Source organism: Paenibacillus sp. ISL-20, assembly GCF_018613005.1.
Taxonomy (GTDB): Bacteria; Bacillota; Bacilli; order Paenibacillales; family Paenibacillaceae; genus Paenibacillus_AQ.
The window spans coordinates 1-20459 of record NZ_JAGGRD010000059.1 but is presented as its reverse complement, the minus strand read 5'-3'; the positions used below and the strand labels follow the sequence as shown (position 1 = coordinate 20459).

Here is a 20459-nt window from a genome sequence, read left to right as displayed (position 1 = left end):
ATGATTCCTCTAAATCCATATTCAAATGTTACGACGATGGAAACCACCGGACTAAGGATTCTGCGCACCCCGGCAGCGTTACGGGCTGTTGCAATTTCCGGGCTTTGCCCCTAGACTATGAGCATATCAAGTCTCCAAAACTTATAATGATCAGAAAGCAAGACTAAAAGGATGAATACACATGGCGAATATTACCGGTGACCAGGCTCTGGTCAAAAAAATAAATACCTCGATTATTCTCGATACGATACGGCAGCACGCCCCTGTTTCCCGAGCAAAAGTCTCCAAGCTGACCGGGCTGAACAAGGCTACCGTCTCTAATCTCGTACAGGAGCTGTGCAGCAACCACCTGGTCCAAGAGATCGGACCCGGTGAATCCAGCGGCGGCAGAAAGCCGCAGCTGCTGTTGTTTAACGGACAAGCCGGTTATGCCGTCGGCGTGGAGCTGCGCGTCAAGCAAATGACCGCCGTGCTTACGGATCTGGAAGGCCGGATTCTTGCCGAAGAAGATACCGCCCTTGAAGGGCATGATGTGGAATCGGTGACGCGGCTGATGGTTGGCCTGATTCATGGCCTGATGCGGCAGGCCCCTCCCTCCCCATACGGCATCATCGGGATCGGCGTAGGCGTCCCTGGGATGGTGGACGGTGACGGCACCGTCCTCTTCGCGCCCAACCTGGGATGGGACATGGTGCCGCTGCAGAAGCAGCTCGAGCAGGAGCTGGGACTTCCCGTTACCATCGACAATGAAGCGAACGCGGGCGCCCAAGGCGAGCTGCGCTTCGGAGCTGGCCGGGACGCCCGCCATCTCCTCTATATCAGTGCGGGCAGCGGTATCGGCTCCGGCATTATCATCAATGGCGAGCTCTATAAGGGCGCCCGCGGATATGCCGGCGAAAGCGGCCATATGTCCATCGAAGCCGATGGTCGGGAATGCACCTGCGGCAACCGCGGCTGCTGGGAGCTGTACGCCTCGGAGAAATCCTACGACGGCAAAGATGTCGTTCTTCCATCCAGACGGACGTCCGAGCTTGTTCATCATGCCGAGCTCGGTCATAAGGAGACCATCCGGCATTTCGAGGAGCTGGGACGCTATCTCGGCGTTGGCATTACCAATCTTGTCAACGGATTCAATCCGCAATCGGTCATTATTGGCGGTCCGCTGTCCGACGCGCGGGCTTGGATTGAGGATACGCTGCGACAGGTCGTTGCCCAGCGCACGCTTCCCTACCACCGTGAGCTAATGGAGATCCGGTTCGCCGAGCTGGGCAGCCGCTCGACCATGATCGGTGCGGCTTACTCCGCCATCTCGCAATTTCTGGGGCCGATACGGGTCTCCATGCCGATTCATTAAAATTGACGATATTTTGTCGTAATTAACACCCTGCATATTAAGGAAATTCCCGCGATTTTCCGCTATAATTAATCTCGTCCTGTAATTTAAATCACGATTCTCCTCGTGGAGAAACGTGTGATCGTTATACAAAAGGGAGAGGAAACGCTCAAATGACCTATGTAAGCACTGCGGAAATATCGGCACAAATGTTTGTGACCATATTGCTGTTTCTCCTAGTTATCGCACCTTTGTTCAGTCTCGCCATCATGCGTTTTTTTCAAGGCAAGAAAAAAGTCGGTTTCATTCTCCTCGGCTCCGGCGTGGCTGCATACGTCGTATTCCAGATCATCATGAGTCTGTTTTTTAGCAAGTGAACATGATCTGAGCGAACGTTGGCAGCATAGGCTCGGAAGCTAAAAAAGCTCCTTCCCTGATTCAGGGAAGGAGCTTTTTATTCATATCATGAAGCAAGCGATCGGCTTGCCATGACGCCTGATTAGATTAACCCTCCGGGTTCAACGCTTTGTTGAACTGGAGCTTGTTCATGCCAAGTATGCGGTGCTCGCCGATGATCGTGAGCGGTACTGCGCGAACGCCCATATCCCATACTTGCTGCGCGAATTCGTCGTTTTGCTCGATGTTGCGCTCTTCAAATTCGATGCCTTGATCGGACAAGAAGCCTTTTACTTGTTTGCAGTGCGGGCAGTTGTTCGAAGTGTATACAATCACATTTTCCATGGTTGGTCAGTCTCCTCTACTTATGATTTGGCTCTGATAAAAGCCCGTTCGATCTCTATCTATCAGTTTACAACACGACAGCGTTGTGTTCCAAACTCTCGATATATTTCTCCGCATCCATAGCTGCCATACAGCCGCTTCCTGCCGCAGTGATCGCTTGTCTGTAACGAGTATCCTGCACGTCGCCGCAAGCAAATACGCCTTGGATATTCGTCTCCGATGTTCCCGGGGTCGTTACGATATAACCGTTCGGATCCGTCGTAATGTTTCCGCCGAGGAAACCAGTGTTCGGATGATGACCGATCGCCACGAATACGCCGCTGACCGTGATCGTCTCTTCTTCGCCAGTCTCATTGTTGAGCACTTTGATGCCTTTGACGCCTGTCTCGTCCGCAATGACTTCCTGCGGTGTGCGGTTCAGTGCCCATTCGATTTTCTCGTTAGCGCGGGCGCGATCCTGCATGATTTTCGATGCACGAAGCTCCTCCCGACGGTGAATCAGCGTTACTTTGGATGCAAAGCGGGTCAGGAAGTTCGCTTCCTCCAGTGCGGAATCGCCGCCGCCGACAACAACGATCTCTTTGCCGCGGAAGAAGAATCCATCACATGTTGCGCAGGTACTTACACCGCGTCCTACATTATCCTGTTCTCCCGGAATGCCAAGGTATTTGGCCGTTGCGCCTGTAGAGATGATCAACGTTTCGGCAACTACCTCGCCCATACCGTCTACGTCCAGCTTGAACGGACGCTCTCCGAATTCCACGCTGTTTACCCAGCCCGTACGAAATTCTGCGCCAAAGCGTTCAGCCTGCTGACGCATATTGTCCATCAGCTCAGGACCCATGATGCCTTCGGGAAAACCCGGAAAATTCTCAACTTCGGTTGTGGTGGTCAGCTGTCCGCCAGGTTGCGGACCTTCAATGACGAGTGGGCTCAGATTGGCACGAGCAAGATAGATTGCAGCCGTAAGGCCGGCAGGGCCTGTGCCTATAATAACGGATTTGTACATATCGTTTCCCTCCTATATATGGAACGCTTAATTATAATCATTATAAATTAATATTAATTATGGTTATATCAGAGCCGTCTGTCAATATGTCACATCACACCCTCTCTGAAAATATTGTTAATCCATTCTTCATAAATCGCAATGAAAACCAATATTTTTGGGAAATGGACCCCTTTCTCCAATGAAGAAGACGATCTTGATGTTCTGGAAACGTTTACTTCGAAAATAATCGTACGCATAGAGGGGGTTAAATGAATGTAAGGCTACCAAGTGCCTCCCCCACTCTTTTAACGAAAGGAAGATGAATGTTTGATGAAAAAAGGATAACGTTGGCACGAGCCATAATGCCGAACTTAGCAGCGTAGAAGCTTGGGAGAAATCGAGAGCGACCACGGCCATTGAGAGCCAACCAAAAAACCCCCTTCTTCCCGAAGAGGAAAAGAAGGGGACTTTATCATTAACACAAGCACAGATTAGCGATGACCGATCGATTAACGGTTGGAATGCAGCAGACGAAGCCCGTTCAGTATAACCAGAATGGTGCTTCCCTCGTGACCGATGACGCCCAGCGGCAGCGCAACGCCTTGAATGAAATTGGCTGCAATCAGCGTCAAAATCACGGTGATGGCAAATATCATATTTTGCTTCACGATGCACTGAACCCGGCGTGCCACCTTGACGGTGCCGGCAATTTCATCGATGTTATCATTCATAAGCACCGCATCCGCTACCTCCAGCGCCGTTCCGCTTCCCGAAACGCCCATGCCGATGCCGACGGTCGCGGTAGCCAGTGCCGGCGCATCGTTCACACCATCTCCAACCATAACCACATGGCCGTAACGGGACCGAAGCTCCTTAATATGTGTAACTTTATCTTCCGGAAGCAAGTCGGAGAACACCATGTCTACGCCGCTTTGCTTCGCAATCACGTCCGCCGTCGCCTTGCGGTCCCCCGTCAGCATCGCTACTTTAATGCCCAGCTGTTGAAGCCGCTTAACGGCCATCGCCGCTTGAGGACGGACCGCATCCTGCAGAGCGATCATGCCCACGATACGGTCTCCCTTCAGGATAACGGATACCGTCTTGCCTTCGAATTCCAGCGTGTTCCGGATGGACAGCCAGTGCTGGCGATTCTCTTCAAGCGCGCTCAACTCCTTTTGCCCGGAAGTTGCACTTGAATGCTGATCTACAGTCGAATGATCCAGAATATCGCTTTTTCCTATTTTCCAGGTAATTCCTTCCACTTCCGCCTGCATACCCCAGCCTGTTATGGACTGCCCGTTCTCCACCTGCTGCAGCTCGGCCCCCTCTTTCTGAGCCGATTGGACAATCGCCAAGGCCAGAGGATGCTTCGACATTCTTTCGATAGAAGCACTGATGCCAAGCAATTCATGCCGATCCCAGCCCTCGCCTGCGATAAAATCCGTAACCACTGGCGTACCGAGCGTCAAGGTACCGGTCTTATCAAAAGCGACAACCGCCGTGCGTGCCATATTCTCGATATGGGCGCCGCCCTTGAACAATACGCCTTTTCTGGCGCGATTGGAGATCGCTGACAGCATCGCTGGCATGATGGAAGACACCAGTGCGCATGGGGATGCCACTACGAGGAACACCATCGCTTTGTAGAAGGTGGTATCCCAATCCCATCCCAGAACGGGAGTAGCCAGAACAATCAGGGCCACGGTCGCAATGACAACGACACGGGCGTATATCGATTCGAACCGCTTGATGAACCGCTGCGATTCCGGAACTTCGTTCTCCGCTTCTTCCACTAGCTTGATAATCTTGGCGAACAACGTAGATTCCGCCGATTGAGTAACCTCAATGTACAATACGCCTTCCCCATTCAAGGTTCCGGTAAATACTTCATCGCCTACGGACTTGTCGACCGGTACGGATTCGCCGGTAATCGAAGCCTGGTTGACCGAGGAGCTGCCACGATAAATTTTGCCGTCTGCAGGAATAAGCTCGCCCGGCTTTACCAGAATCAGGTCACCGATCTCCAGCTTGCTGATGGATACCGATACCATCTCCCCCTTCTCGATGCGCAGAGCCGTCTCCGGCTGCAGCTCCATCAAGGACGAGATATCCTTGCGGCTTCTTTCCATGGTATAACTCTCAAGCGCCCCGCTGAGGGCAAAGATGAAGATCAGCATTGCGCCTTCATTCCAGTACCCGATCGCTGCAGCTCCCATTGCAGCAGCAATCATTAGCAGATTCACATCCAGATCGCGCTCCTTCAGAAGGGTCTCCACACCTTCTTTGGCTTTTACCCATCCGCCGACGGCGTAGGATATCACATACAACACAACGGAGAGCGGCTCAGACCATTGGCTGGTCAGCCAAGCCACCAGCATCAGCAGGCCGCTGCCCAGTGCAGCCACGACCTCCGCGTTGCTCAGCAGGCTGCGTATATCCCACTTCCCAGGCTGCCGCGGCTCACGCGGATCGGCTCCATTTTCTATTGTCGATATGCGTCCAGTCGTCGTTTGACTTTGTATCCATTGCATAACCAATCACCTTCCTAGTTGAGAATGAGATCCATTATTACTACCCTTAAAATGACACATGCTGCCCCGGCTTGGCCGGAGCAGCATGCTAAATGAGAATGAGAATCATTTTTGAACTTATACAATTTATTTTCCTTCGTACAACTTTATATGTATCATACTCACTTCACCCTCATTTGTAAACCATATTTTTCACTTTTTTTAAATGCCGAAGAGTGCCTATCGGTGTTCCCTGATGATGAAGATGAACCTTCTACACGTAAAAAAGCCCTTGCGATCTCTCGCAAGGACTTCTCTCTATACAATCACTTATTTCGTAAAGCGCTCACATTCCATCAATCGACAATCGTCGAACATCTGCGGCGCATCTCCAGCCTCGCGCCGGTTATGCGAATGGCTGCAATCTCTGAGGGCTGACAGCACACCTCGTGTATGCCCTGTCGGTAAACCATCCGTAAATCTGTGGCAGCCACCCCGTTGATCCGGAGCGTTAATTGAGGTTTCGTTCGCCTAATTCGATGGATCATCTCTGAGAATGCCGAGACCCTGTGTCCTGCCTTATCAGACGATCCGGAATTCTCCGCCCCCTCTGAATCGAATACAATCACATCGGCCAAACGGGCAATCTCCGCTGCCGCTGCTGGGTTCATCCCGTCTCCGAACAGCGCCCCATAGCGAATACGCACAAAACGCCTTTGATCCATAAGGGTCTGCTCTGCCACTTCTTCAATAAAATTGTGAATCGATATAAAGTCATCCGAGTGCGCCGGACGTACAGCCAGGAGCTCTAATTGGCAATCTACGCCTTCCTCGCTGCACTGCTCCATAGCTCGGAACAGGGACTCTAGCTGAGCATCCTGCACTTCACGTATCTCCATCGTGTTGGAAAGCCGGGCATCGTGCAGCAAGCTGACCGCACATCGGGCTCCACCCGCCGCCTGAAACACCGACACCCAATAGCTCTTCCATAGCATAATGAGTCTCCGCCTTAACAGGGCGCTCTTCTCAGCGCTCCGCGAATTCAACCACGCCGTGTAAACCTCCTGCAGCAGGCCATGCTGCACAGCATCCTCCCCGCGTATCAGCCCAATCCCCTGAGCACCTTGCCTGATATCTCGTGCAATGGATTCAGGGTCTGCGGATCTGCTCATGACTTTCAGTCTTCGGTTCCTGTCACTCCACCCCAGCAGTCGGGTCAAGGAAGGTCTGGCCGTACCGTTATGCCGGATCCCGGAAACCCTGAGGGCTTCTTCAATATCGTCAGGTGATGCCAGTAACAGCAATACCTCCTCATGGGTGACTCCTCCTGCCATTGCAAAATGCTTCAGCAGATCCGTCTCGGGAGAAATCTCGTTTGCCATAATCTCCTCTGCACCGATGAACTCTTCATCTTCAAATCGACGCTCTCCCAATTCACTGCCTGCTCCCCATTGCCTTTCCGTCATGGTTATCCTTCTACTCCCTTTCACCTTGAATTGGATAAACGCCTCCTTACAGATTATTATGAAACAATTGGAAATATACAGCACATAGGATAAACACCGACTGAAAAATATCGGGAGAGAACGAACCAAGCTCCCTACTCTCTTTATGCAGGTTGCCTGCGCGAAGGTGGGAAAGCCTGTCCCTATCTATTTATCCTCATTTCACGGACAGGTTAAAACCTATACAATGGAGGAATGAATCGAAGACGCATGAAAAGGTAAGGGAGAGTTGAACATGAGAACTGATTATGATCATTGGGAACCGATCAGCGTATCGGATACCGTCAGAATTTTTGCTGAAATCCCTGCTCGTTGGTATATCGCCGGAGGCTGGGCTTTGGATTTATATTTGGGAGAGCAGACCCGGGAACACGGCGATATCGATATCCTGATCCTTCGCGAAGAGCAGGCAGCCATTTACGCTGCATTAGCCAAAGAATGGACGCTGTACAAAGCGGATCAAGGAACCTTATCAATCTGGGAGGAAGGCGAATATTTGCATTCGGTTGGCGATATATGGGTAAGCCGGAATGATGAAACCCCATTTTCATTCCAGATCATGTTGGTAGAAATCGAACAGGACCGTTGGGTTTATCGAAGAGAACCGTCGATCCGAAGACCTCTCCAAGATATATCCTTAAAAACAAACCAAGGAATTCCCTATCTGAAACCGGAGATACAGCTTCTATATAAGGGTGGCAGTAAGAACATTCGTGAAAAAGACGGGCAGGATTTAATCAAGGTGCTCCCCTGCCTTAACTCGCAAGCTAAAACATGGCTTACCTATGCGCTCCGTACGCAGTTTCCATCGGGTCACCCCTGGATCGATTACATCGCAACCTCGTTATAGCCGTCGAGGCGGACACACATCTCCATAAAAAAGACTGCTCCATGGTTTAGCCAAAATAACCGGAGAGCAGCCGCTGTCATATCATTGCCTTATCAGAATATGGAATTCACATTCAGCTCGTTTCACTTTTTATACTTGTCCTCACCGAAATCGATGTTCATTATCCGAGCGACCAAATGCGGTAAGTCCGTATTATTGTGTAGTCCGCGGAATAACTCAGATCCCGGTCCAAAAGCATACAGCGGAACATCCACACCCGTATGCAGATAGGTATTCCATCCCACGAGGGAACGTTTGCTGATGACATGATTTATAGCTTGCATAGCGTCAGCAGCATTTATAATTGCGGTTTCTTCCTCAGCCGTCACATCGATGCCGGCATAATCTTTGAGCACCTGTTTAACATTGCTTCTATCCTTCTTCAGCTCTTTAGTCATATAGAGTCCGGATGCTTGTACCTGCCGCAGCACCTCTAGGTTGGCGTCCGTTTGATCATATCCTCCAACCGACATTCCCCCGGTATCGTGATCACCGACTACTACGACTAGCGTGTTCCCGTCTTCTTCTGCAAACTTTCTGGCCAGCTCCACTGCTTCTTCGAACGATTCCGTGTCTTTCATAGCCCATGCGGCATCATTGTAGTGACCAGCCGAATCAATCTGGCTTCCTTCCACCAGCAGGAAAAAACCGCCCTTGTCTCCCCGGAGAATATCGATCGCTTTTCCGGTCATTTCTTTCAGGCTTGGTTCGTTCGTATGCTCCCGGTCCAGCTCAGGTGCCATGTCTCCGTCCGCGAACAAACCGAGAATTTGGTTTCCTCTTGCTAATTCCAGTTGAGTCCGGTTCTCAACTACACGATAACCTCTCTGTTTCGCTTCTTCCAACAGATTGCGGCTGCTTTGCTTCCCTCCCATAGTCTCAGGTAGAAAGAAAGCCCTACCTCCCCCTAGCAAAACATCTGCATTTTGCAGTTGCTGCTGCGCAATATCGCTTTCATCTTTCCTTGAGAAAACATGCGATGAGAACGCAGCTGGGGTCGCATCGGTAATGCTCGAAGTAGCTACGATACCGGTTGCCTTCCCCTGTTCGCGGGCCGCTTCAAGAATCGTCTTACGCTCAATCCCATCGGGAGTCCTCCCGATCATTCCGTTATTCGTCTTGTATCCCGTGGCCAATGCAGTTGCCGCAGCAGCTGAATCGGTGAGCGCGGAATCAGCCGAATATGTCCTTACCATGCCTACAATCATGGAGTCCATCACGGAAGGCTCACCCTTGTACAAGCGGTAGTTGGCTGCATAGGCAGGTGAAAATCCATCCGGAATCATAAAGATTACGTTTTTGGCCTTCGTACGAGAATTGGAGGTGGCTGCCTCCGCCGGTTGGTCAGCCTGCAAACCCAACATGCAGCATGCCAGCACAAGAGTCAGTATGGCAGCAGCTGAAAGCTTAACTTTCACAGTTCCTCACCTTCCTTAACGGGTATTCTGAAGCTGGAACCAAATATGAACGGGGCACATGCGAGCCCCATTTGCACACTGTTGTCTCAAATGGATTGATGCATGTCCTTGTTCGCTACAGCAGCAGCTTGCTCAGCACGTTGTCGTTGATACGGACTACATTGTTGTTATAATTGTTCCAACCCAGGCTGCCTGCCCAGTTAACTGAACCGACAGAGAACACAGCGCCGCCGCCATGAATATCAAAATAAGTCATGTCCGCCCGCACGAGCGGATTTTCGGTGCCCCCCTGACCTGGCGCAGTATGAAGCAGGTCTTCATGCACGAATTGGTAGTTATCGTCATGACCGGTCGATGTCGCCAGACGCAGCGTGTGCGGAGGTGTTCCGAAACTCAGATCGTAACGGTCGATCTCATCGCCAGCGGCTCCTCCGGCAGCATGTCCGAAATCACCAATGATCTCGTTTTCGCCGATACCGTCAAAAATAAACCCGGCTTCCGGTTTGAAGCTGTCATCTAACCGCCGGTAGCCGGTAGCAGACCCGCCACCCAAAGCGCTAGTACCTACACCAACAAGACGCTGGGGCACATAACCATGGTGACGCCATATACCGCCGGACTCTCCCGTCGTGCTGTGGAAAAGCTCGCCCGGGGGAGAGTCCGAAGCACGTGAACCGGCGTTACCGCGCCTTACTTCCAATAGTGACGGCCGGTCCGGATCGAGACTCGTCACCCAATAAAACCCGTTCCCGCCTAAATACATGACCCGCCCGCCGTTCGCTAAATATTGCTCCAGCGCCTTCATCATCGGTCTCGTCCAGTATTCGGGATGGCTGCCGGTGATCAGCACCTTGTAAGGGCTCAATAGATGAACTCCCTCATGATGCAAATCCTCGTCCGTAGCAACGTCATAGCTCTGACCCCGTTTTTCCAGCCAACCTGTAATGTACAGATCGGCGGAAAAGTGGCGTACAGCCCGCCAATTACGGTAGTGAGGCCGGATATTCAGAAGCGGTCGCAGACGGGAGGAGAATTGCACGCCGCTGCCATCGTTATGCAGGTCGTAGATGGAGTTGCCCACCTCGGGATGTTCATCCAAATAAACGTCCTGGGAAGGAAGAACGTAGTCCTCACCCAGATAGTCTTTGGCAAATTTAAACAGCCGTTCGTTCCCGTAAGCCAAATAAGTATTAGTCGGCGCAAGAAACAGAACGGGTGCACTTACGGTTCCTTGAAGAGGGCGAACAAAGAAAGGAATAAAGTCTACGCTGCCTTCAGCTTCAAGTTTGAGCGCATATATTCCGCTCGGCAGAGCGTCCGGGATTTTCCAGGAAAAATCAATCTCCCACTCGGCATCGACAAGATCATTATCATGAAAGTGAACAGCTGCGTATTGTTTAGGTGCGTGCCGGTAGTCCAGGTGTTCCCCAGTCCAGTTGTGACTGGTTACCGCTCTTGTGCCCCCCTGATGCAGGGTGCCGTGGTAGCCGCCTGCCGACCGGTCCTCAAGGCGTGTTGATGCAATATCGACGCTGAAATCGTAATCCGCAAGGGGAACAACGCCTATTCCGTCTGTGCCAAGCAGCACGTCCGGTAACAACTCCTCGGGTAGAAGCTCTCCCCAGAACCGGGGATTGCCGACTTTGCCATTGTAATGATGAATGGTGCGTCCCGGAGCGGCAGGGTCGGAATCCGCAGCGATCAGGACGCGCGCTAAGGCGACATTGCTGTAATCCAGATTTGCAGCAGCGGTATGAACTTGTAGGCCGTCATCCGCCTTCCACCCGTCCCGGCTGTTGACAAAAAGCTTGACTGCCTGTGTGCTTGCCGCATACTGAAGGACTACGGAATACCATATATTCTCCTTAAGCGGGATATCGGTGCGGACTGTAACGGATTGCCCGCAGCCCCCGGTTAGGGATAACGCCAGACGTCCGTCAGTTTCCAATGCCAGGGCAGCGCCGGATGTGCCATCTGCAGAGCGTGCGGACCAGACGGTCTGAATATAGTCATATACGGGAACCGTCGGGAAAATCCACAGCTGTGCCGAGAATTCGCCGCTCTGCATCCAATTTCTCGGCAGGGGCAGCTCGGCATAGGAACCTGGAGCCGTTATCTGCCGCCGCCCGGGATATTCACCTGCACAATCTGCCGACACCGGTTCTGTCGGCAAAAAAGTCGAGTTGTCCGGATCAGGCATTCCTCCGATTAAACGCACAATATTAGCCGTATATACCGAGCTTCCGGTATCAATCATAAAGTGCAGATCTTGACCGGGCTGGACGCTGAATTCATTCGTATACCCGATAATAGTTACAGGATTTGGCGCCTGCGGATCGGTCACATTCGCCTTCACATCTTCTTTGGACATTCTTACATTCCTCCCGTAGTTCAAAGTTTTTCTTTGTACAACGTGAATCGGTTCTGTTATGCCTGCCATGAATAAGATGAGAACAAACACCTGGGTTCCTTCCTCTTATACCGCATACAAGTTTTCGGAATTCTTCCATAAGTTGTATGAGATATAATAGAATTATAGCATGTAAATATTATGGTAAGAAGGCAAAACTTGTTATAATAAATAAAATCTACTGAATATTGGCAGTGATATCAATTGATCCTTGCATGATTATCCACCTGTTTTATTCAATAAAATGAAAAACACCATGACGAAGCAGGAATAATTCCCGCTTCATCATGGTATTGTGAGGATCCTATCTTCTGATGCCTGCTGTAATTCAGGAGTTCTCCCGTTTGCTTTTAATCACCCATTCCGTCAGGTTCTTAACACTGCTGATGGAATCCAGAGTCAAATCATCCTCGTCCACCGTAAAGTCAAACCGCTTCTCTAACTCCGCAAGCAGTCTAATAAATGTCATAGAATCCAATACTCCGGCCGTGCCGATTAAGACGGTATCATTATCAACAAATGACAACTGAAGCATTTTCTTAATTATGTCCGTAATCTCTTGTTCGATCGCATCGCGGTTCATCGTTCATTCTCCAATCTCGAGCCAATTAAATACTTTGTGCGGAAGCGGCAGTTGCAGTATGTAAGTGGATGCCAAGTCATCCGCAGCGGATTTCTTGAAGCCCAGCATTTCCAATAACAGTCTGGCCGGTAAATTTCGTTGTTTGCGCACCAATCGGCACCGTACAGCTTTCGCCATCGGCACCTCTTGTCCCAGCCGTTCAAGAACCGTATACAAAAATGCCGAAGCGATGCCACGGCCTTCGATCCGACAGGAGATGCAAAAGAGATCCAGATTGATTTCTGCGTCGACGATATTCACAAAACAGGTCCCGATAAGCCCGTGCGCGCCGAACCGATCCTCAAGCTTGGCTACATACAAATAGCGGCCGTTCTGCTTGCAATAGGAATCGACGAACGTCATGTCAATTCTCTCCAGCAAATTGTTCATCTGATTCGTACGATGGGACAATTCAACAACCCGGGGGTAATCCCTCTTCTGCGCTAATCGGATCTGCAGCTTCATACCGCATTCCTTTAAAAATTGCTCACGGCTTCCCTTGTGCTCTTTTTGGGCTTCTTCTCTCCTAGATCGCGCCTGCATATATTGACGCCGGTTCTCCGATTCCTCGGTCGCATGGCCGATCTGAAATTCGGGGTACTCAGGCAAATCCCGATATTGACGGGCGTCATATGTACGTATCTGAGGAGCATAATAGTTTATTTCAAAGCGTTCGAACGGATCATTGTCGATCAAAGCCAGCGTATCCAATCCAATGTTCAGTTCCTTCGCTATCCGTTCCATACTGAGCGCTTTTGAGTCAAAATGACACTGTGGATACAGAAAATATTGACCGACGCCCAGCTCCTCCAGCTTGCTTTTCACCTGGTCCCAGTTGTTGCGGCTGGCTATGCTCTGAACAATTCCGCGTCGGTCCAACGTATCGAGGACGTTTATTATCCCCGGCAGCAGTTTAATGCCTGCTTTGTCTTCTTTAAGCGTTCCCTGCCACAACGTATCGTCTAAGTCCCATACTAGACATTTAATCTTGGGGTCCATTAGGAAAGAGCTCCATCGTCAAATGTGTCGGCTTGAAGCCGTATTTCTTATATAGAAGCCGCATCGGCAAGTTGCTCACATGCACCTTACCTACGATCTGCGTAACTTCCTCGCTTCTGCAGTAGTTCATTCCCGCCTCGAAGAGCTCATCGACATAGGCGGTTCCCCGGCAGGATTCAGCAATATAGAAACTTTTGAAATTCGCATACGTCTCTTTGGTAACCGAGTTTTTACGCGGGGTTATCCACATCCAGCCTGAGACTTCCCCATCCACATCGAGAACAAGCATTCCTTCCCTTTCATAGCGAAGAGCCTTTTCTAGCTTTTTCGTATGAAATAGAGGATCGGTAATCGCATCTTCTCCGAATGAAATCATGGAGATTTCTGTCTCGAATATTGTAATAACAGGGATATCCTGGGGCTCGATTTCTCTAATCGGCATCGTGCTGTAACTCCAATCTGTATTCTTATGCGTTCTTTTTTTGAATGAGCTCGAAAGTCTCATAGCGGCAGCCCGGGCAGCCCTCTTTCTTCAGGTGCTCAATCGTTTGCCACTCCATTTGGAAACCTACTTCGGTCACGCGATTACAGCGTTTGCACTCGTATAATCGAACCGTACGTTTGACTTCTCCGGTATACAGCGCTTGCCTGTATTCACGCTCGATGCTTTCATGCGTCTCTTCAGTAGATTGTAACACAATCATCTGGCTTGTGTTACCAATAATTTCCGCACCGATATATTCATTGAAGCGAGGCAAGACACTTGTCACTAACAAGCCCATATTGGCAAATTCGCGCTGCATCGCCAAGGTGAAGTCAGGCGATTTGTGGGCGAACGACAGGAAGATAGGCAGTCCTACATCCCGCTTCAGCAATTGAATTCCGCGGGAGACGAATAACGACATCCCCTGCTGTGTATAAGGCGGATCGGTGAACACGCAATCAAAGCGGTGCAGAAATTCAGACGGAAGCTGTTCGCGAAAATCCATTTCGTAGCAGACGATCGGCAAATCTTCGGTTTCCGCCAGATAGTTCACATAGCTGGTAATACGTTTGTCAATTTCGAATACGTAAATACGGGTGTTCGACTTGGAGGCATCGTTACGATAAAGCTGCTTCAGCAGAAACGCCAGCGACACGCTGACGAGATCATCGTCCCCCAGACAAACGATGTCCCTGCCGATTAGAGCCTCGTGACGAAGCGCCAGAACAGCCCGGTTCATGCTCGTAGCCAGAGTGCAGCTTGACTGATCAATCGTAACATCGACCTGAGGCCGTCCCTCAAAGACGCTCTCCAGCTTGGTCATCATGTCCTTCAGTTCGTCAGGCTGCCACTGCTCGTATTTCAAACGCTGATACAGGTCATGATCCAAATCGCCGAACCCCATCACTTGCTCGACAAAACGGCTTCCTCTTGCCGTGCAGTTCACCCCCCGCTTTTGTTCAATGAGGCCAACCTTGATTAGCTCTTTCTTAATTGCGGACACCAGCGGCAGGGGCAGTAGCGTTTTTCTGGCAATCTCTTTGGTGGAAATGCCCGGTTTGAAGTAAATATCCAGAAGAATATTCTCAATTACTTTTTTTCCTTCTTTCATTGACACTTGAGAATAAACGTAATCTATCAGTTCCTCGTTCATATATTTACCACCGGCCCCTTTAATAAATATATTATCCAACACAATGCACAATTGTATATTATTGTATTCCCATGAAGTTCAATCATTATCCTATATTTACCATAAAAAAGCAAGGCATCCGTTGACAGGCGATAGCCTTGTCTCATGATGCCTTGCTGGCAAAGTTGCCTCGTATTATTCCATGACAGAGATTCGAATGAACGGACTTAATTGATGAATCGTGCGATATTTGAATAATTGCTGTCCTTCTGCCGATAAACCGTGTTTCTCCATTTCGATCTCAACCCGAACAGCATGAAGGGACGTTCCGCCCAGTTGGAAAAAATCGTCATCAATTCCGATGCCGCCGATCCCGAGCACCCGTTCCCAAATTTGCACTAAGGCTTCCTCTGTCTGATTGGACGGCGCCCGGTACGGAGCTCTCAGAGCTGCGCTCTCTTCTACTTCCTTTACCGGAATCTGGAGCATCCTTGAAGCGTCAGAATACTGCAGGGGAAGCAAATGACGGCGATGCTGCTGATTTTCACGGCCGCTGAGAACTTCTTCCCAGCCCGTTCTCTCTAAACTTCGCACCGTCCCTGCGGCGATGCCCGCTTCTCCTTGATTTTCGCTGCCGCTGAGCTGAGACTTGGTCAGTACTGCGCCGGGCAGTGGCTCGTGAAGGACTTCAATATGCATGATGGAATCAGGGACATCCTTTACTGCAATCCGGAAACGCACCTTGCGGCTGGACTCCTCCGTGATGCTCCACGGTCCCGATCTCAAAAATGCGAACAGCGGCTCATTTTTCCCGGTAATTGTGCACACAGCCTCCATATATTCGGCCTTCCGTTCATGGCAATAAGCCTTTAAAGAACTGATTACGGCTGACTCGATTCCTCTCCCGAGAATGCGGCAGCTGAGCAGGAAGACATCCAGATGAACAATGCCCTTCTCGCATCGCGTTATAACCGCTCCTGTCAGTCCGTAATGTCCGAACCGGTCTGAGGCTTCAATCGCCCAGCATTTCGTATCCGGTTCAGCCCGCCTGGCTACCAGCTCACTCTCTGACATTATATCTGCGTTCAGCGTGAATTGATTGGTGCGCTGTGTCAGCTGGGCTATGCGGGGCAGTTGTTCAGCAGTTGCTTCGTAAATGCCCAGTCTAAGCTCCAATTCGTCGAGAAAAGTCTGCAGAGAGGGAGCCGAAGAACGAATTTGTCTGCGCTTGCGCTCTGAGACATACATTTCGGTTCTCCGTTTATCCTCTTCTGTGACGCGCAGACGGTCTGTTGCCCAGATATGCTCCAGGAATGCCGGGATTAGACGCTCTTCAGGAAGCTGAAGCGTAAGGACTTCCGGACACTGTAACTGTACCTCGGAACATTCCAGCGAACTGTCATCGATGAAGATAAAACTGTCCAGTCCTAATCCCAGTTCTTCCGCCAATGAAAGCAGGTTTTCGGATTTTGAACTCCAATTGATCCGCGTTCCCGCAAAATGCTCTTTTTTAAGCAGCATGTCCGGGTTATTGTCTAATACATTCCATACATCTGCTTCATTATTCTTGCTGACCAACACCAGAAGCATGCCTTCTTGCTGCTTGCTGAGCAGATACCGCTGGAACTGTCGGTAAGAATCCGAAGCCGTCACCCCTATAGCTCCATCCTCCCCGCATACCCCATGCCAGAGCGTGTTATCGCAATCCACCGCAATCACTTTGAACGGATGTCCTTGCCAAGCGAGCAGCCGGCGTGCAATAAGAGTACCGATTGCCGCATAAGATTCCGGCGTGAACGGCATATGTGCAGCTTCATCGGCAGTGGAATCGTGTATGTGTTCAATACCGAACATGGAGCCAAGCTCTCTGAAATCGATAACCTGAACATAATCCAGCCTCTCCAATTCGCGCTTCCAACGATTTCCGAGCTCTTCCAGGTAGCTCTCCATGACCGGAGAAGCCCCTAATGAAGCGGATACAGGAAACACTCCGGCGAATATCGGGCCCGTTCTCCGGCCAGCAGATAATGTCTGCAGCAGATCGGCCAGTGCTCGTTCGAGCTTTTTAATCTGCTGAGCCTCCGGAGAGCGGTCATCCCGCAACCAATCTTCAAAGCGGACGAGCAGCAGTCCCGCAGCCTCTTCGGACAAGAAGGAGCTGTCCGGGTTCAATAGCTCCTGAAACACTTGTTGATATGGTGCAAAACGGATGTCAACCCGTGTTCCGAACTGCTCTCCCCACCAGCTGACATAAGAACGGATCGGGTCCGCAGTAAAGGTAGAGACGGCCGTTACGGTAAAGACACGCTCCGGCAGCGAACTGCTTCTTTTTGCCGCCGCTTCGGCCTCCTGCTCTTCGGTGAACAGCCGGATTTCGCTCAATTCAATAGCCGGGTTGTCCAGAGCCAGTTCAATCAGATCCGTAAAATGCCCCATGAGTCCCGCCATGGTTGCTTCCGCGAACAAAGCGGTATTGTACTGCATGACACAGAGCAAGCCGCCATGATCGGCATAGCCGATATCGAGTTTGAAATCGAGCTTGGAAATTCCCTTCGTAATTTCAAAATTCTCGAAAGTGAGTCCTTCGGCGGTAAGCACGGTGTCACCATCAAATTCATTGTGAAAAATCATCATCGTATCAAACAGAGGATTACGTCCGCGCGGTAATTTTGCCGAGAGCTTCTCGACCATCCGGTCGAACGGGAAGTCTTGATTCTCATAGGCATTCATCATCGTGTCATTCAGAATAAGCAGTTGAGCGAGAAGACTGAGCCGGTCTTGGAAACGGACCCGGATCGGCAGGAAGTTCGTGAACATGCCTATTAAAGGCTCCACATCGGCATGCCGCCTGCCTGCCACCAGCGAGCCGACCGTAATGTCGTCCTGACCGGTATATTCATGCAGCACAATCGTGTATAGATGAAACAAGAGCACATTAATCGTAACATTCTGCGATTTGGCCAAAGCATTCAGCCGGTCTGCGGTTTCCTTGGACAGGCTGATCTTGTGCGCTCTGCCGACAAACGATTGAAATTCAGGTCTCTCGAAGTCATACGGCATGTTCAGCACAGGGATTGTCTGCCGGAACTGGTTCATCCAATAATCCTCTTGCTTCCGAATAACATCCCCGCTCAACAGGCGATGCTGCCATTCCGCGAAATCCTTATATTGAATGCGCAGAGGCGGGAGATCTTTTCCGGCATACAGATCGCTGAATTCCTTAATAAACACATTCATTGAAGCGCCGTCCGAAACAATATTGTGCATATCCATAAACAGCACATGTTTCTCCGGCTCTATTCGAACGAAAGCGGCGCGAATAAGAGGGGCTTTGCCCAGATCAAACGGCCTGATAAACTTCCGCATGATTTTCTTTAAATCTTCCTCGTCCGCTTCCATGCGTTCCACGGTAAACGTGAAACTCTCATGAATTTGCTGAACCGGTTCTCCGTCTACCATATGAAACGAGGTGCGCATGTTCTCATGGCGGTGAATCAATTGAATGAAAGCCTGCTCAAAACGGTCCGCTTCCGCTTTTCCGTGCACCCACAAAGCCATCGGCATGTTGTAAGTCGTTACCGAACCGATTTGCTGATGAATGAGGAACGTGCGTTTCTGTGCAGAGGACAAGCGGTAGTAAGGTTTGCTCTCTGCCGGTTCGATAGCAAAATATTTATTTTTAGCTTTCTGCCCGATATAACGGGCAAGCGCACTTATTGTCGGCATGTTGAATATATCCGACAAAGCCAGCTCTACATCAAGTTCCTTGTGAATCTTAGTGATCAGACTGGTCGCTTTCAAAGAATGCCCGCCTATTTCGAAGAAATCCTCATGAATTCCGATGTGCTCTAAGCCGAACAGATTACGCCATATACCGGCCAGCGTCTCTTCCAGCGGGTTGCTTGGTTCGGATAACCCATTCTCTTTCCGGGTCTCTATCCGGTCATCCCGCTCCGTAATAACTTGTTGTCCTGCCCTCTTCCCCGGCAAATCGGAGTGGACGATCTGGATTCCTTCCTCATCAAGCCAGAAACGGCGACGGTCAAACGGATAAGTTGGCAAAGGAATACGGTTTCTTTTCTCTTCCCCGTAGAAGCGGATCCAATTTATTTTTATCCCCGCATTCCATAAACGCCCCACTTGAAGGAGCAGATAAGCGACATCAGAGGTATTCTGCTTCGGATGACGCAGGAGGTTCACCATAACACGCTCTTTAGGGGCCCCGGCTGAATTTTTGGAGAATTCATGATGACTCTTCGCAAATGAGGTCAGGGCATTGCCTCCGCCAACCTCTACAAACGCCGCGTTCATTTCGTCCATCAGGGTGCTGAGCCCGTCTGAGAACCTTACCGTACCGCGCAGATGCTGTGCCCAGTAAGCGGGACTGATTGCCTGCTCATCCTGAATCCAGGTCCCCGTGACATTGGAAATAAAGGGCAACTGTGGTGCTTTCAGCACAAGCTTGCCCACCTCGCGCTCATAGGCTTCCAGAATGGGTTCCATCATAGCGGAATGGAAGGCGTGTGACGTGTGGAGACGACGGCATTCGACTCCTTTCTCTTCCAAGGAACTGGCCAATGACTCGACTGCTTCCGAAGTGCCGGAAACAACACACATGGAAGGAGCATTCACCGCAGCCAGCGATACGCCGCCGGACAACAGCGGAAGGATCTCCTGCTCGGTCAGCGGGACGCTCAGCATGACACCGCTTGGCAGACTCTGCATCAATTGACCGCGAAGGGTAACGAGCCGCACGGAATCCTCCAGCGAGAAGACGCCTGACAGACATGCGACGACATATTCACCGATGCTGTGCCCGATCATGGCTTGCGGCTGCACTCCCCATTCCATCAGAAGTCTGGCAAGCGCATATTCGACCGTAAACAGGACTGGCTGAGCAATGTCAGTCCGGTTAATAAGTGACGTATCCGGTTCATCGGCGGTGGGATATAGAACCCGCTTCGCCTCATGGCGGATCTCATCCGGCATCAATTCGAAGCAGCGGTCCGCCTCTTCACGAAACACCGGCTCCTGTTCATACAACTCCCTGCCCATTCCGGTGTACTGCGAGCCTTGGCCGGAAAACATGAATACGACCGGCGGCTCATCGACAGAGGCAAATCCGTTCTGAACTTCAGGCGATCCCGGCTGAGCAAGCAGCATGACCGCTTCATCCGCGCTTCCGCAGACCAGTGTCCTGCGGTACGAGAAAGCAGCCCTTCCCTCATGGAGCGTATAGGCCATATCTGCGAGGCTCACGTCAGGATGCTCCTGCAAATGCAGCGCTATCCGCTCCGTCAGTCTGCCGAGCGATGCTTCCGTCTTGGCCGACAGAGAGATAAGCTGCGCCGACCTGCCCCGTGAGGAAGCGGAAGCAGGCGGCGCTTCCTCCAGGACAACATGCGCATTCGTGCCGCCGATGCCA

General features: G+C 50.9%; 14 protein-coding genes. 3 read left to right on the top strand and 11 right to left on the bottom strand.

Annotation, left to right across the window (positions count from 1 at the left end):
• Positions 1 to 181 precede the first annotated feature (181 nt).
• Both J7E85_RS27910 and J7E85_RS27905 read left to right on the top strand, forming a co-directional pair.
• Entirely contained in the window at positions 182 to 1354 is a 1173-nt protein-coding gene (locus J7E85_RS27910; RefSeq protein WP_215163199.1) for an ROK family protein, read from the top strand.
• A 152-nt stretch (positions 1355 to 1506) separates the two neighbouring features.
• Positions 1507 to 1710 (top strand): hypothetical protein, encoded by a 204-nt coding sequence (locus J7E85_RS27905; protein WP_076325402.1) that lies wholly within the window; start codon positions 1507 to 1509, stop codon positions 1708 to 1710.
• 127 nt (positions 1711 to 1837) lie between these two features.
• On the opposite strand, the gene J7E85_RS27900 is transcribed toward J7E85_RS27905, so the two are convergent.
• From J7E85_RS27900 to J7E85_RS27885, 4 genes are all read right to left on the bottom strand, one after another.
• Positions 1838 to 2074, bottom strand: a complete 237-nt coding sequence (locus J7E85_RS27900) for a glutaredoxin family protein (RefSeq protein WP_076325401.1) — start codon at positions 2072 to 2074, stop codon at positions 1838 to 1840.
• A gap of 67 nt (positions 2075 to 2141) precedes the next feature.
• Positions 2142 to 3083, bottom strand: a complete 942-nt coding sequence (trxB, locus tag J7E85_RS27895) for a thioredoxin-disulfide reductase (RefSeq protein WP_215163198.1) — start codon at positions 3081 to 3083, stop codon at positions 2142 to 2144.
• Between the two features lie 491 nt (positions 3084 to 3574).
• Entirely contained in the window at positions 3575 to 5596 is a 2022-nt protein-coding gene (locus J7E85_RS27890; RefSeq protein ID WP_215163197.1) for a heavy metal translocating P-type ATPase, read from the bottom strand.
• A gap of 335 nt (positions 5597 to 5931) precedes the next feature.
• Entirely contained in the window at positions 5932 to 7041 is a 1110-nt protein-coding gene (locus J7E85_RS27885) for a PEP-utilizing enzyme, TIM barrel domain protein (protein ID WP_215163196.1), read from the bottom strand.
• 274 nt (positions 7042 to 7315) lie between these two features.
• On the opposite strand from J7E85_RS27885, the gene J7E85_RS27880 reads away from it, so the two are divergent.
• Positions 7316 to 7930: a nucleotidyltransferase domain-containing protein gene (locus J7E85_RS27880; protein ID WP_215163195.1), complete on the top strand. Its 615-nt coding sequence runs from the start codon at positions 7316 to 7318 to the stop codon at positions 7928 to 7930.
• A 122-nt stretch (positions 7931 to 8052) separates the two neighbouring features.
• Here the strand turns inward: J7E85_RS27880 and J7E85_RS27875 are convergent, their stop codons facing one another.
• From J7E85_RS27875 to J7E85_RS27845, 7 genes are all read right to left on the bottom strand, one after another.
• A complete protein-coding gene (locus J7E85_RS27875) occupies positions 8053 to 9387 on the bottom strand; it encodes an alkaline phosphatase (protein ID WP_353049570.1) in 1335 nt (444 codons plus the stop codon).
• Positions 9388 to 9502: 115 nt separating this feature from the next.
• Positions 9503 to 11758 carry a N,N-dimethylformamidase beta subunit family domain-containing protein gene (locus J7E85_RS27870; protein WP_215163194.1) on the bottom strand — a complete coding sequence of 752 codons (2256 nt, stop codon included), beginning with the start codon at positions 11756 to 11758 and terminating at the stop codon, positions 9503 to 9505.
• 367 nt (positions 11759 to 12125) lie between these two features.
• Positions 12126 to 12380 (bottom strand): acyl carrier protein, encoded by a 255-nt coding sequence (locus tag J7E85_RS27865; RefSeq protein ID WP_076325395.1) that lies wholly within the window; start codon positions 12378 to 12380, stop codon positions 12126 to 12128.
• Positions 12381 to 12383: 3 nt separating this feature from the next.
• Positions 12384 to 13418, bottom strand: coding sequence for an HAD-IIIC family phosphatase (locus J7E85_RS27860; RefSeq protein WP_215163193.1), 1035 nt, complete (start codon positions 13416 to 13418; stop codon positions 12384 to 12386).
• The gene (locus tag J7E85_RS27855; protein WP_098748974.1) at positions 13402 to 13860 is read right to left on the bottom strand and encodes a GNAT family N-acetyltransferase; all 459 of its coding nucleotides are present in this window, start codon (positions 13858 to 13860) and stop codon (positions 13402 to 13404) included. Before J7E85_RS27855 ends, J7E85_RS27860 begins: the two co-directional genes overlap by 17 nt.
• 25 nt (positions 13861 to 13885) lie before the next feature.
• Positions 13886 to 15013 carry a bis-aminopropyl spermidine synthase family protein gene (locus J7E85_RS27850; protein WP_379406682.1) on the bottom strand — a complete coding sequence of 376 codons (1128 nt, stop codon included), beginning with the start codon at positions 15011 to 15013 and terminating at the stop codon, positions 13886 to 13888.
• Positions 15014 to 15229: 216 nt separating this feature from the next.
• On the bottom strand, positions 15230 to 20459 hold a 5230-nt coding region (locus J7E85_RS27845), incomplete at its 5' end, for an HAD-IIIC family phosphatase (RefSeq protein ID WP_215163192.1).

Coding starts and splice junctions, on each gene's coding strand:
- J7E85_RS27900 (WP_076325401.1), bottom strand. CDS start 2,074: ATGGAAAATGTGATTGTATACACTTCGAACAACTGCCCGCACTGCAAA.
- J7E85_RS27880 (WP_215163195.1), top strand. CDS start 7,316: ATGAGAACTGATTATGATCATTGGGAACCGATCAGCGTATCGGATACC.
- trxB (WP_215163198.1), bottom strand. CDS start 3,083: ATGTACAAATCCGTTATTATAGGCACAGGCCCTGCCGGCCTTACGGCT.
- J7E85_RS27865 (WP_076325395.1), bottom strand. CDS start 12,380: ATGAACCGCGATGCGATCGAACAAGAGATTACGGACATAATTAAGAAA.
- J7E85_RS27905 (WP_076325402.1), top strand. CDS start 1,507: ATGACCTATGTAAGCACTGCGGAAATATCGGCACAAATGTTTGTGACC.
- J7E85_RS27890 (WP_215163197.1), bottom strand. CDS start 5,596: ATGCAATGGATACAAAGTCAAACGACGACTGGACGCATATCGACAATA.
- J7E85_RS27885 (WP_215163196.1), bottom strand. CDS start 7,041: ATGACGGAAAGGCAATGGGGAGCAGGCAGTGAATTGGGAGAGCGTCGA.
- J7E85_RS27850 (WP_379406682.1), bottom strand. CDS start 15,013: ATGAAAGAAGGAAAAAAAGTAATTGAGAATATTCTTCTGGATATTTAC.
- J7E85_RS27855 (WP_098748974.1), bottom strand. CDS start 13,860: ATGCCGATTAGAGAAATCGAGCCCCAGGATATCCCTGTTATTACAATA.
- J7E85_RS27870 (WP_215163194.1), bottom strand. CDS start 11,758: ATGTCCAAAGAAGATGTGAAGGCGAATGTGACCGATCCGCAGGCGCCA.
- J7E85_RS27910 (WP_215163199.1), top strand. CDS start 182: ATGGCGAATATTACCGGTGACCAGGCTCTGGTCAAAAAAATAAATACC.
- J7E85_RS27860 (WP_215163193.1), bottom strand. CDS start 13,418: ATGGACCCCAAGATTAAATGTCTAGTATGGGACTTAGACGATACGTTG.